This window comes from Paenibacillus macquariensis, from assembly GCF_900156375.1.
Taxonomy (GTDB): domain Bacteria; phylum Bacillota; class Bacilli; order Paenibacillales; family Paenibacillaceae; genus Paenibacillus_AQ; species Paenibacillus_AQ macquariensis.
Genome location: NZ_FTNK01000019.1, coordinates 66,337 through 79,338, shown reverse-complemented (window position 1 = coordinate 79,338; position 13,002 = coordinate 66,337). Strand labels below are relative to the sequence as shown.

General features: G+C 39.5%; 12 protein-coding genes. All 12 read left to right on the top strand.

The window, feature by feature from the left end:
* Nucleotides 1-68: 68 nt before the first annotated feature.
* The 12 genes from BW961_RS24415 (at nucleotide 69) to BW961_RS24360 (ending at nucleotide 13,001) form a co-directional block, all read left to right on the top strand.
* On the top strand, nucleotides 69-863 hold the full coding sequence (locus BW961_RS24415) for an SDR family NAD(P)-dependent oxidoreductase (protein WP_068590852.1): 795 nt from the start codon (nucleotides 69-71) through the stop codon (nucleotides 861-863).
* 599 nt (nucleotides 864-1,462) lie between these two features.
* Complete coding sequence (locus tag BW961_RS24410; RefSeq protein ID WP_068590850.1) at nucleotides 1,463-1,780, top strand: winged helix-turn-helix transcriptional regulator; 318 nt, start codon at nucleotides 1,463-1,465, stop codon at nucleotides 1,778-1,780.
* Between the two features lie 318 nt (nucleotides 1,781-2,098).
* Nucleotides 2,099-2,854 (top strand): SDR family NAD(P)-dependent oxidoreductase, encoded by a 756-nt coding sequence (locus tag BW961_RS24405; RefSeq protein WP_068590848.1) that lies wholly within the window; start codon nucleotides 2,099-2,101, stop codon nucleotides 2,852-2,854.
* Nucleotides 2,855-3,065: 211 nt separating this feature from the next.
* Nucleotides 3,066-4,331 carry an MFS transporter gene (locus BW961_RS24400; protein ID WP_068590846.1) on the top strand — a complete coding sequence of 422 codons (1,266 nt, stop codon included), beginning with the start codon at nucleotides 3,066-3,068 and terminating at the stop codon, nucleotides 4,329-4,331.
* 102 nt (nucleotides 4,332-4,433) lie between these two features.
* On the top strand, nucleotides 4,434-5,696 hold the full coding sequence (locus tag BW961_RS24395) for an MFS transporter (RefSeq protein ID WP_068590845.1): 1,263 nt from the start codon (nucleotides 4,434-4,436) through the stop codon (nucleotides 5,694-5,696).
* Between the two features lie 358 nt (nucleotides 5,697-6,054).
* On the top strand, nucleotides 6,055-7,320 hold the full coding sequence (locus BW961_RS24390) for an MFS transporter (protein WP_068590843.1): 1,266 nt from the start codon (nucleotides 6,055-6,057) through the stop codon (nucleotides 7,318-7,320).
* A gap of 201 nt (nucleotides 7,321-7,521) precedes the next feature.
* On the top strand, nucleotides 7,522-7,890 hold the full coding sequence (locus BW961_RS24385) for a globin domain-containing protein (protein ID WP_068590841.1): 369 nt from the start codon (nucleotides 7,522-7,524) through the stop codon (nucleotides 7,888-7,890).
* 73 nt (nucleotides 7,891-7,963) lie between these two features.
* A complete protein-coding gene (locus BW961_RS24380; RefSeq protein WP_068590839.1) occupies nucleotides 7,964-8,902 on the top strand; it encodes a bifunctional riboflavin kinase/FAD synthetase in 939 nt (312 codons plus the stop codon).
* 44 nt (nucleotides 8,903-8,946) lie between these two features.
* Nucleotides 8,947-9,594 carry a helix-turn-helix transcriptional regulator gene (locus tag BW961_RS24375; RefSeq protein WP_139331738.1) on the top strand — a complete coding sequence of 216 codons (648 nt, stop codon included), beginning with the start codon at nucleotides 8,947-8,949 and terminating at the stop codon, nucleotides 9,592-9,594.
* A gap of 96 nt (nucleotides 9,595-9,690) precedes the next feature.
* Complete coding sequence (trhO, locus tag BW961_RS24370; RefSeq protein ID WP_068590941.1) at nucleotides 9,691-10,569, top strand: oxygen-dependent tRNA uridine(34) hydroxylase TrhO; 879 nt, start codon at nucleotides 9,691-9,693, stop codon at nucleotides 10,567-10,569.
* 250 nt (nucleotides 10,570-10,819) lie between these two features.
* Entirely contained in the window at nucleotides 10,820-11,920 is a 1,101-nt protein-coding gene (locus BW961_RS24365) for an amidohydrolase/deacetylase family metallohydrolase (RefSeq protein WP_068590837.1), read from the top strand.
* Nucleotides 11,898-13,001: a DgaE family pyridoxal phosphate-dependent ammonia lyase gene (locus BW961_RS24360; RefSeq protein WP_068590835.1), complete on the top strand. Its 1,104-nt coding sequence runs from the start codon at nucleotides 11,898-11,900 to the stop codon at nucleotides 12,999-13,001. The genes BW961_RS24365 and BW961_RS24360 overlap by 23 nt, the downstream gene beginning before the upstream one ends.
* Nucleotide 13,002 lies beyond the last annotated feature (1 nt).

Below are 13,002 nucleotides of genomic sequence, written 5' to 3'. Positions count from 1 at the left end.
TGTTCTATATAATGAACCCCACATAGATCAGAATAACGTAATAAGAACACACATCAGGAGGGTATTTCATGGAACTACATTTAAAAGGGAAAACGGTGTTGGTTACGGGATCTACAGCTGGTATTGGTAAAGCAATCGCTATATCTTTAGTTGCAGAAGGTGCGACAGTTCTTATTAATGGACGCAATGAACAGAGGGTTAGTCAAATGATTCATGAAATTCAAGGACAATATCCAGAGGCTATTCTTCAATCAGCAGTAGCTGATTTAGGAACGGAACAGGGATGCCAGGAGATGATTAAGAAATATCCGGAAGTAGATATTCTGATAAACAATCTTGGAATATTTGAGCCGGCAGAATATTTCGATATCCCTGATGAAGAATGGTTTAAATTCTTTGAGGTCAATATTATGAGTGGTGTTCGACTTACAAGGCACTACCTTAAACAAATGATTCATAATCAGGAGGGGAGAATCGTCTTCATTGCCAGTGAGGCAGCTGTTATGCCATCTCAGGAAATGGCTCATTATAGTGCCACCAAGACAATGCAACTCTCGCTCTCTCGCAGCTTAGCAGAGCTGACTAGAGGAACGAACGTGACTGTCAATACGATTATGCCTGGTTCTACGCTAACGGAAGGGGTGGAGACAATGTTAGATACTCTTTATCCTGATGATAATTTGATGATCGAAGAAGCAGAAAAGCGATTTATGAGTGAGAATCGTCCGACGTCCATTATTCAAAGACTCATTCGACCTGACGAAATAGCAAATCTCGTTGCCTTCTTAAGCAGTCCTCTTTCCTCAGCAATTAATGGTTCTGCATTACGAATTGATGGGGGATTAGTGCGTAGCGTATTTTAATAGTGGAGCTAACAATAGCGATTTGATTAACCGCTGAACCGAGCAAATTTCAGGTATCTATTCCTGTGATTTGCTCGGTTTTTTTTGAGCATTTCGTGATCATGCTAGGTAGTTATATAAGTACTAGGGTGGCTTAAGTTGAAGGGAATATTTTGAATGTTTATGCGTATTAATGTTTCTCAGTGTAAGGAATGCTGAAACCATGGTAGGGATGTGAGAGAAGTAACACAAAAGTAACACATTCTTATATCATAAGTATTTTTGTGTTTTGTACTTACCTGTAGGTCTTAAAGCGGTTGGTTTTTTTGTAGGGTCCTAGCACTCGCTTCAGTGAGCTTGGTATTTGTAGTTATAGTCATTTAAAGAACAATAGAAGTAATTATTTACCACCATCATTTTTATGTATTTATATACTTATGTCTGGATTTACAAAATCGTATTACAATAGCGAAAGTTTGGCTGTGCTAGAAGGTACTGATAATTAAATTGTAATGCTAATCATGTATCTGTAAATTATGGTATATTAACTGATACAAATAGTTTCTTTGTTATTAATTGTTACTTATTTAATAAAATAGCATCTATCAAGGGGTGGAGTCATGACTGAAGAAGTGAACGACGAGGCATTCAAAAGAATAGAGAAAGGCTATCAAATATTAGGGAAGAGATGGTCGGGTCTAATCATTTATACCTTGGTGGAAGAGCCAAAGCGATTTAGTGAAGTGCATGCACGTATACCTGTATTAAGTAAACGGATGCTAAATGAGCGCTTGAAGGAACTTGAAGATTGCGGCATTGTGATACGGAACGTGCTTACTGACCGCCCTGTACGGATAGAATATTCTTTAACTAGAATGGGCACTGAATTAGCAGTTGCTCTAAAGCCAGTCGAAGTATGGTCTAATAAATGGTTATAATTTGCTTGCGAAAAGCAGTTCTTCTTGATAAAGAGATGAACTGCTTTTTTATATGGTCTAAAATATTTATTGATAAAGATGTGAGATCTTTGTGTTATATTTCACATTATTGACACAATAGATTATTGGGGTTACTATGGTTACATAAAGTAACTTAGATAAAAAAAGTTGCTTTGATTAATTTAGTTTCAGCAGGTACAAACATGCAAGCCGGCCTCATAGAAGTATATAAATGCAACCAGGTGAACATGTAGTTACTCCAAAACTAATTTAGTCTATTGTTATTATAAATTATTTTGCTATAAAGGGGATTGAATGATGAAAAAGCTTGAAGGAAAAATCGCCATACTGACTGGCGCAGCTGGTGGTATTGGTAAAGGAATGGCAACGGCTTTCGTTAAAGAAGGAGCAACTGTTGTTATTATCGATTTGAATGAAGAAGCTGGTAACCAGACCATTAAGGAATTGCAGGAATATGCACCTGATTCCATTTTCATTCAGGCAAATCTTGCAGAACATGATAAATTAGCTGGAATCGTTAAACAAGTTGCTGATAAATTCGGCAAATTAGATATTCTAGTAAATAATGCGCATGCATCAAAAATGAATTCGATTGAGGATACAACTCAAGCCGATTTCGATCTATCGTTCAACACTGGATTCTATCCAACATTCTACTTCATGCAAGCAGCACTACCTTACTTAAAAGAAACACAAGGGAAAATCATTAACTTTGCATCTGGCGCTGGAATTAACGGAGATGTAAATCAAATCTCTTATGCAGCAGCAAAAGAAGCGATTCGTGCAGCTACTCGTGTAGCGGCAAATGAATTCGGTCCATTTGGTATCAATGTAAACATCATTGCTCCAATTGCTAAATCCCCTGGCTTGATTGAATGGGCAGAGAAAAACCCAGAGTATTATCAAGGTATGCTTTCTAAGATCCCTATGAGAAGACTTGGTGAGCTTGAAGGTGATATCGGACGCGTTGCTGTATTCTTAGCGAGCGAAGATTCTGATTATATTACGGGTCAAACGATCATGGTAGATGGTGGATCTATTAAATTACGTTAATTTAATCTCTTAAAATAATAATATATATGTATGAATGCCCTTTATAGAAAAGGGCATTCATATTGTAATGTAAAAATTAGCAAGAATTATTTCAAAATGAATCATTCAAGCTGTATTTTTTTTTTGCAAAAATAGCTCTGAAATACGGAAAAAAACTAGTATTTCGAAGAGTGTAAGACAACTAGATAATCAGGAAAATGAGGGATACAAGATGAATCAGAGTAAGAAAAAAATCCACTTTGCTTGGTGGGTATTAGTAGGGATCGTTATTATGGTCGGTCTTATGAAGGGCGGCATTAACTCAGCAGGGGGATTATTCTTAACACCTGTTACCAAGGATTTAGGTATTGGAATGGGAAGCATGTCCCTGTACTTTAGTATCTCATCAATTGTTGTAATGTTATTCTTGCCTATCGCAGGTAAATTGATGGCTAAATATGATATTAGAACGGTACTCATAACGGGTACTATTTTACAAGCGGGATCATTTGCAATGTTCGGTTTTATGAATTCTGTATGGGGTTGGTACTTGTTCTGTATCCCGATGTCTATTGGTTCCGTCTTTGTCTGTCAAATGGCAGGCCCTGTATTGATCAATAACTGGTTTAAGAAGCATAATGGCTTAGCGATGGGTATTATGGCTGCTTCAGGTGGTTTGTTCGGAGCAATCCTTCAACCCATGGCTGGTAATCTTATTTCTAGCGAAGGCTGGAGATATACTTATATCTTCCTAGGTGTATTAGTAGCGGTTATTCTTATTCCAACGATCATTTTAACACTCAGAATGGCTCCTCAACAAAAAGGTTTACAAGCACTTGGCATGGACGAAGTGAAGAGTGATGATAAAACTGCTCCTAAGAATGTAGTGAATAAAGGAGTTACAGCAGCTGTTGCAAGAAAATCGTCTGCTTTCTATTACTTGGTTGGGTTCTTCTTCCTAATCACTTCTATAGGAAGTTTTGGTCAATATGTAGCACCATACGCCATGAGCTTGGGCTATGATATCGCATTTGGTGGTTCTGCAATGGGTGGATGGATGGTTGGTTCACTTATTGGATCGCTAACTTTTGGATTCTTGAGTGATAAGATTGGTGCCAAAAACACGGCAATCTTTGCGATGCTTCTAGGATTAGTACCTGTTATCTTGTTATTAACTGTTGGTACTAACAAAATTATGTTTACTGTAGCAATTTGTATTTATGGATTTGTGGTTGCATCTATTGCTACCTTAGGGCCCCTACTTACAACAGCTTTATTCGGTAATAAAGAATACAGTCAAATTTATTCAACTGCTGTAATGGGATTAGCTATTGCAGGTATCGTTGCTTTACCAGTATACGGATTCATCTCCGACCTTACAGGTAGTTATACATCCATTCTTTATGCAGTTGGCATCATGTTGATTATTAACGTTGTTGCAATTGCCTCTGCTTTCAAAGGTGAAAAGAAACTTGAAGCAGCAGGTCACTGGAACTAATTATTTATCGATTATACAAAAAAGAGATGCCCCTCTGGGAATTCTCTTTTTTTGTTCGAATTTATTAGTGCTCAAAAATAAAAAAAATGAGGATCTCACAACATGAGTAAGCAAAAGAAAAAAATCCACTATGCTTGGTGGGTGTTATTGGGTATAGCACTAATGGTAGGTCTAGCAAGAGGCGGTATTATGACATCAGGTGGTTTATTCTTAAGCCCTGTTACTGAAGAGTTAGGTATTGGGATGGGTAGCTTGTCCTTATATTTCAGTATCTCAGCGATTGTTACAATGATCTTCTTACCCTTCGCAGGTAAGTTAATGGCTAAATTTAATATTAGAGTCATACTAATCGTAGGTGTTATTTTACAGACTGGGTCATTTGCTATGTTTGGTCTAATGAACTCGGTATGGGGTTGGTACTTATTCTGTATCCCAATGGCCATGGGTTCCGTCTTTGTTTGTCAAATGGCAGGTCCTATCCTGATTAATAACTGGTTTAAAAAGCACAATGGGTTGGCAATGGGTATTATGGTCGCTTCAGGCGGGTTGTTCGGAGCCATCCTTCAACCTATGGCGGGTAACTTAATCTCTAGCGCAGGTTGGAGATACACTTATATCTTCTTAGGATTGTTAGTTATGATCATCGTTATTCCTATCGTCATATTAACGATCAGAATGTCTCCACAACAAAAAGGCTTACAAGCATTGGGTAGTGAAGAAGTAACATCCAATACTTCCGCTACTGAAACAGCAGTAGCAAAAGGTGTTAAAGCATCTGTTGCAATAAAATCATCCTCATTTTTTGCGTTGCTTATCTTCTTCTTCTGTATAACTGCGATTAGTAGTTTTGGTCAATACGTAGCACCTTTTGCAATGAACATAGGCTATGATGTTTCATTTGCAGGTTCTGCAATGGGCGGATGGCAGATTGGTACGCTCGTTGGTGCGTTAGCTTTCGGTGTATTGTCAGATAAAATTGGGGCAAAAAACACGGCAATATTTGCGATGATTCTAGGACTAGTACCCGTAATTATTCTTATAACTGTTCCGAACAACAAAGTAATGTTTACTGTTGCTATTTGTATCTATGGATTCGTAATTGCATCTGTCGGAACGTTAGGTCCCCTTCTTACAACGGCATTATTCGGCAATAAAGAATACGCTCAAATCTATTCAACTGCTGTGATGGGCTTAGCTGTTGCAGCTATGGTTGCTCTTCCTATCTACGGTTTTATTGCTCAAAGTACAGGTAGCTATACTGCGATTCTGTATGCAATTGCTGTTATGATGCTCATCAATATCGTATCTGTGACGTATGCTTTTATCGGTAAAAAGAAACTCGAAAAAGCAGGGCATTGGAATTAATCACATTGAATAAGCTATTACACAAATATAGTAGCCCCTTGAAGCACTTAAAAACGCTTATAGGGGCTTTTTTATGCCTGCTTATTAATAATGGGTAAGTAAATCCAATAATATTTAAAGAGCGAGGAATATAAATACTGCTCAAAGTAAAAATTAATTGGACAGGCAATTAGTTACTCCAGAACTAAATATGAGTTATGGATTCTTATAAATAATGTTCTTAAAGGAGAAACAATAATGAAAAAGATTCTGATTATATTACAGGTCAGACCATCATGGTAGATGGCGGGTCCATTAAATTGAGATAATTTTGTATAAATAACAAGTAGAGATCATTTAGGAAAACGAGGTATACATCATGGATCAGACAAAGAAAAGAATTCACTATGCTTGGTGGATACTGTTAGGACTGGCGATTATGGTCGGCTTTGCAAAAGGCGGTATTATGACAGCGGGAGGACTATTCCTAACACCTGTTACGGAAGATTTAGGTGTTGGAATGGGTAGTCTATCCTTGTACTTTAGTATTTCATCGATTGTAACCATGCTATTCCTTCCATTTGCAGGTAAATTTATGGCTAAATATAATATTAGATTGGTGTTAATCGTAGGTGTTATCCTACAAGCAGGATCGTTTGCTATGTTTGGATTCATGAACTCGGTGTGGGGTTGGTACTTGTTCTGTATTCCGATGTCCATTGGATCGATTTTCGTAACCCAAATGGCTGCCCCAGTATTAATTAATAAATGGTTTAAAAAACATAATGGTCTGGCCATGGGAATTGTGGTGGCTTCAGGTGGTGCAATGGGAGCAATTCTTCAGCCTATGGCGGGTAAATTAATAGCTAGTGAAGGTTGGAGATATACGTATATATTCTTAGGGGTCATAGTGATGATTGTCGTTATCCCAACGGTACTCTTAACGATCAGGAAGTCTCCGAAAGAAAAAGGCTTACAACGTCTAGGAGAAGATGAAGTGCAAATTGAAGATATGACAGCTGCAATTACACAGGAAGAAAAGGGCGTGACGGCTGCTGTAGCGAGAAAGTCTTCTGCTTTTTATGCGTTATTGTTATTCTTCTTCTTTATCACTGCAATCGGAAGTTTCGGCCAATTTGTAGCACCATTTGCAATGGGTGTGGGTTATGATGTCGCATTCGCGGGTAGTGCAATGGGTGGTTGGTCCATAGGTGTATTGGTAGGGGCTTTAGCCTTTGGCGTATTAAGCGATAAGATTGGAGCGAAGAATACAGCGATCTTTGCGATGATCCTAGGATTAGTTCCAGTTGCAATATTGGTGACCATTCCTGGAAACAAAGTGATGTTCACCGTAGCGATTTGTATCTATGGATTCGTAGTGGCATCCATCGGAACATTAGGTCCCTTACTAACATCAGCGATATTTGGGACTAAAGAATATGGTCAAATCTATGGTTCTGCTGTTATTGGATTAGCTGTCGCGGGGATTGTTGCGTTACCGGCATATGGGTACATCGCCCAGATTACGGGTAGTTATACATCCATACTGTACGCAGTTGGTCTGATGTTGATCATAAATGTGGTAACCATAATCTTTGCCTTCAATGGTAAAAAGAAATTAGAAGCAGCGGGATTGTGGAATTAAACATAATCAAAATTACACTAAAACAACGCATGCCGATGACTCATCGACAACGCGCTGTTTTTTTATTTCTTCTTATTAATATAAGTAAGTTTAGGTAAACTACTATACATTGTTAACATTCATGTATACAATATATACTTATGAGAGCATTTCAAGAATGACAACAATAAATAATAGAGTAATATAAAGAAACTGGAGGGTATGCCCGTGAACTTATTTGATGAACTTGGCGGACAGCAAGGCGTACGCAAATTAGTGGAATCCTTTTATCCCAAGGTGTTGAACGATCCTTTGTTATCACCATTATTTCCAAAAGAAATTTCGTCTACGATGGATAAGCAAGAAATGTTTTTAAGTCAGTTTTTTGGAGGACCCGATCTATACACATCAGAATTTGGACACCCTAGAATGAGAGCACGTCATATGCCCTTTACGATCACACCCATACATGCGGATGCATGGTTGTCTTGTATGAGCGAAGCACTAGAGGAAACGGTTGATTCTGAACTCATTCGAGAAGCAGTCATTGAACGATTGAGGGTATCCGCCTACTTTTTCGTTAATTCCTAGGATTGCTGAGTGAGAGACTAATAAAGAGTGCTGCTCATAGATCACAATATAAAAGTAAAAGAAGGAATATAATGTGGAGTATATTGAAATTACGTCCAAACCCCCAGAAGATTCAACGCCTTTAGTATTAGTCATAGGCAAGTTTGATGGTGTGCATAGAGGTCATTCACAGCTTTTACACACGGCATCTGAAGTACATGATGGCATGTTAGCTGTGATGAGTTTTTCGGATCATCCTACTTGGGTTGTGAAGAATGATCCAGCATATGATAAGTCACTTACACCGTTGCATCATAAAATGGAACTACTCCAGAATCATGGTGTGAAGCGGTTTTATAACATTCATTTCACGAAAGATTATGCCCGAATTACGGCAAAAGAATTTGTGTTAGATCATTTAAGCAGATTGAATATTAAACATATCGTGGTTGGAGAAGGTTTCCACTTAGGAAAAGCAAGAGAATCAGATACGCTTGATCTCATTAGACTTTGTAAACAAATAGGTATTCCTGTTACGGTAATTCCACTTTTAAAAGAAGATGGAGAAAAGATAGATAGTACCACGATTCGATCGCTTATTAAGAACGGCGAGATGGTAGGTGCTCAAAGTCTATTGGGTCGACCCTATACCCTGAGAGGAACCGTAATCCATGGTCAAGCTTTAGGTCGTACATTAGGGTTTCCAACAATTAATCTAGGAGGGGAAGTAGATCAATATGTACTTCCTAAACCAGGTGTTTACTTAGGTGTCGCTGAGATAGTAAATGGCGATCATGGGAAGGAACGTCGGAATGCACTCATAAGTGCGGGTTACCGTCCTACGGTCGAGGGAGAAACGTACTTAATTGAGGCCTATTTATTAGATTATTCTGGTGATTTGTACGAAACACATGTATCGCTATCATTTGTTTCATTTCTTCGCGAAGAAATTAAATTCTCTGACCTTGATGAGTTGGTAGAACAAATGAAGCTAGATGAACGTGATGCATTTGTATTTTTCGAAAATGAATGAAGTCGGCGTGTATAATATAACGTTTTATCGGATGGTGATTATGATTGACAACGATAGATAACAAGCAGCTTTCGACGAGGGAATGTATTCTTCAACTCCTCAAAACGAAAGGTGAATTAAGTACAAAAGATCTTACAGAAGAGTTAGGGATAACGGTTATGGCTGTCAGACGCCATATTCAATCGTTAGAACGCGATAACCTGATTTCATCCAAGACGATAAGGCAATCCATGGGCAGACCTACAGCTGTGTATTGTTTGACCGAACATGCGGATGGTTTCTTTCCACGTAAATATCATACATTAACACTTGAATTATTAGATGAACTTAAAGATAGTGTTGGAGAATCAGCTATTGAACAGCTCTTTGAAGGTCGGAAAAATAAAATGGTTAAGAAATATGATGCAAGTATGGAAGGTAAGAATCTTGAACATCGAGTCTCTACACTCGCAGAAATTCAGAACGATAATGGTTATATGGTTGAGTGGGAAAAGATCAATGATGAAGAATTTCTGTTGAAAGAACACAATTGCCCCATCGAGCAAGTAGCAACAAAGTATCAACATGCATGCCTTTGCGAGTTGAAGTTATTTGAATCCTTGCTGGGTGATGCAGAAGTTGAGAGAACGGAATGTCTTGCCAAGGGTGGACAACGATGCACTTATTCAATTAAAAAGAAAAAAGAAAAATAACAGTGAGATGTCAATGACATATCACTGTTTTTATGTCCCGAAGAGGAAAATGAGCTACACGTAAAATAAATAGGTATAAGATTGAAAGGTGGAAGTATCGTGGATAAGTATCAAATTTTGTTGTTCTATAAGTTCGTAGAGATCACCAATTCCGAGCAGGAAGCCGTCAATCATTTGGCATACTGCAAGAGTCTAGGGGTGAAGGGACGGATATTAATCGCAGATGAAGGCATAAACGGTACGATATCTGGAACCGTAGAGCAAACAGAGGAATATATGAGAGATATGCTTAGTAACCCACTGTACGCTGATATGGTTTTTAAAATAGATCCAGCAGACGGCCATGCATTCAGAAAGATCTTTGTAAGACATAGAAAAGAATTAGTGACTTTGGAGTATAAGAACCCTATCAATCCTGCTGTCACAAGTGGAAAGCGGTTGGATCCAAAGCAATTTCATGAGTATCTACAAAGGGACGATGTCATCGTCGTAGACGGAAGAAATGATTACGAATATGATCTTGGACACTTCCGCAATGCCATCAAACCAGAGGTAGAAACATTTAAGGAATTCCCTGATTGGATCAATGATAATCTAAGCGAATTTAAGGATAGACCGATTCTGACATATTGTACGGGTGGTATTCGTTGTGAAAAGTTAACTAGCGTACTTCTTGATCAAGGTTTCACGGATGTCTATCAACTAGATGGTGGAATTGTAACCTATGGTAAAGACCCAGAAGTCGAAGGTAAATTGTTCGATGGTAAATGTTATGTGTTTGACGAGCGTATGTCCGTAACGATCAATCATACGGATGAAGATACACTGATAACGGCGTGTAAACATTGTCACAAACCTTCCGCGCATTATATTAACTGTACGAATAACGACTGTGATACGAAGTACATTTGCTGTGAGGATTGCGAAGAGGAGATGCAAGGCTTCTGTTCAAGCGAATGTAAGGAGATTGTATAAATAGATCATTTCATATCGTGTATAAGTCCCAAAGGGTGATTTCCTTTGGGGCTTATTTAAGTTCTGATGAACCGTTAATATGTCATCTAATTCGGCGGTTGAAGCAACAAGGATAGATGAATTAAACATTATAACGTTATATTTACTTAGCTCATTGTCTGTGTTATTCTGAATTCATTAGTCAGTGAACACTATGGATATGTGATATAGAAATATAGTAAGTGGTTACGCCATTAAGGAGTGAGAGCGAGTGACTGACAGATTGGTGCTGCGCAATGCTAAGCTTGTCAATGAACAGTCCGTTGATATCGTCATTGAGAACGATAAGATTGTCGAAGTGACGGAGTCGGGCGGAGCAGCGGGTGTTGACAGTTATGACTGTTCGGGCTTATATGTTTCCAGCGGATGGATTGATATGCATGTACACGCCTTTCCGGCATTTGATCCATACGGTGATGAGATCGATGAGATAGGCGTTAAGCAAGGAGTAACAACCATTGTAGATGCAGGAAGTTGTGGCGCAGATCGTATAACTGATCTTCGGGCAAGTGGGGTTAAGGCAAAGACGAATTTGTTCGCTATGCTGAATATTTCCCACATTGGTCTCCTACAAGTGGATGAATTGTCCCGATTAGAATGGATTGATCTAGAGAAGGCGGCACAAGCTGTTCTCGATAATCAGGATATTATCGTAGGCTTGAAGGCACGCATTAGTAAGAGCGTAGTTAAAGATACTGGTATTGAGCCACTCCGGCTAGCTAGAATTCTAGCGGAGAAGTTGTTACTTCCCATTATGGTTCATATTGGGTCGGGACCCCCAAGAATCCAAGATGTGCTGGCTTTGCTTACAGAAGGGGATATCATAACTCATTATTTGAATGGCAAGCCTAATAATTTGTTCGATGAGGAAGGGCAACCGCTTCAAGAACTGGTGGATGCCGTTGAGCGAGGCGTTCATCTCGATGTTGGTCATGGAACGGCCAGTTTCTCATTCAAAGTAGCAGAAGCCGCGAAACGTGCGGGTATCAGACCGAATACGATCAGTACTGATATTTATCGTGGTAATCGCTTGAATGGCCCAGTGTATAGTCTATCGAGCGTGTTGACGAAGTTTCTTTACTTGGGATACAGCTTGAAAGAGGTTATCGATGGGGTGACCATCCATGCGGCGCAGTGGCTGAACAAGCCAGATCTAGGACGAATTCAGCCTGGAGATGCAGCTAATCTTACACTGTTCGCTGTCAATCAAGGAGCGGTTACGCTAACGGATTCTGAAGGTGAACAACGAATAGCGAACACCTATATTGAAGCAAAAGGAGCGATTGTGAATGGCACATTCATTAAATGCTAAATATGGTTTGAAGCGGGTTATTAATGCAAGTGGACGTATGAGTATTCTAGGTGTCTCCGCACCGACGGATACGGTTATGGAAGCGATGAAGCAAGGCGGCCAACAGTATGTGGAAATTGCTGATTTGGTCGATAAAGCAGGAGATTACATAGCAAATATTTTGGGAGCGGAAGCAGCCGTTGTAGTTAACTCCGCATCCAGCGGAATCGCGCTTTCTGTCGCAGCAATTGTGACGCAAGGAAACCATCGTAGAAGCGAACGACTTCATCAAGAGCCGATTGCGAAGAATGAGATCATCATGCTCAAGGGTCATAATGTTCAGTATGGTGCTCCAGTGGAAACGATGGTCTATTTGGGTGGTGGAAGAATCACTGAAGTAGGTTACGCCAACGAAGGACGTAAGGAACATATTGAAGATGCTATTTCAGAGCATACGGCAGCGATATTGTACGTGAAGTCACATCATTGCGTACAGAAGAACATGATTTCCGTTGAAGAAGCGTGGGAGATAGCACAACGTCGAGGTGTTCCGCTTATCGTGGATGCGGCAGCTGAAGAAGATATCCGTAAGTATGTTCAGGTATCCGATCTGGCCATTTACAGCGGATCCAAAGCAATAGAAGGACCAACATCGGGTATCGTTGGCGGTAAACGTTGTTACATCGATTGGCTAAAGGTACAACTCCATGCGATCGGTCGCAGTATGAAAGTAGGCAAAGAGACTACTTTCGGATTGCTTCAGGCGCTGGATGAATATATGGACAAAGAAGATAAGAGTGAACAGGAAAAAGCATCCTTGGAAGTGTTGATGCCATTGTCTAAACTTCCTGGTGTTAAGGTATCTGTCGTACAAGATGAAGCGGGTAGAGCCATCTACCGTGGACGCGTTCAAATCGATTCGCAAGCCGCAGGCAAATCAGCTAAAGAAGTGAACGATCAGCTTCGTGAGGGCAGTATTGCTATATATACCCGTGATTACGGTGTTCGACAAGGATACTTTGACATTGATCCGCGTCCTTTGCAAGGTGATGATATTCAGGTTATTGCAACAACAATCCAACAAATCGTAGGAGGTAATTAAT

Coding starts and splice junctions, on each gene's coding strand:
- BW961_RS24405 (WP_068590848.1), top strand. CDS start 2,099: ATGAAAAAGCTTGAAGGAAAAATCGCCATACTGACTGGCGCAGCTGGT.
- BW961_RS24360 (WP_068590835.1), top strand. CDS start 11,898: ATGGCACATTCATTAAATGCTAAATATGGTTTGAAGCGGGTTATTAAT.
- BW961_RS24400 (WP_068590846.1), top strand. CDS start 3,066: ATGAATCAGAGTAAGAAAAAAATCCACTTTGCTTGGTGGGTATTAGTA.
- BW961_RS24395 (WP_068590845.1), top strand. CDS start 4,434: ATGAGTAAGCAAAAGAAAAAAATCCACTATGCTTGGTGGGTGTTATTG.
- BW961_RS24390 (WP_068590843.1), top strand. CDS start 6,055: ATGGATCAGACAAAGAAAAGAATTCACTATGCTTGGTGGATACTGTTA.
- BW961_RS24415 (WP_068590852.1), top strand. CDS start 69: ATGGAACTACATTTAAAAGGGAAAACGGTGTTGGTTACGGGATCTACA.
- BW961_RS24410 (WP_068590850.1), top strand. CDS start 1,463: ATGACTGAAGAAGTGAACGACGAGGCATTCAAAAGAATAGAGAAAGGC.
- BW961_RS24385 (WP_068590841.1), top strand. CDS start 7,522: ATGCCCGTGAACTTATTTGATGAACTTGGCGGACAGCAAGGCGTACGC.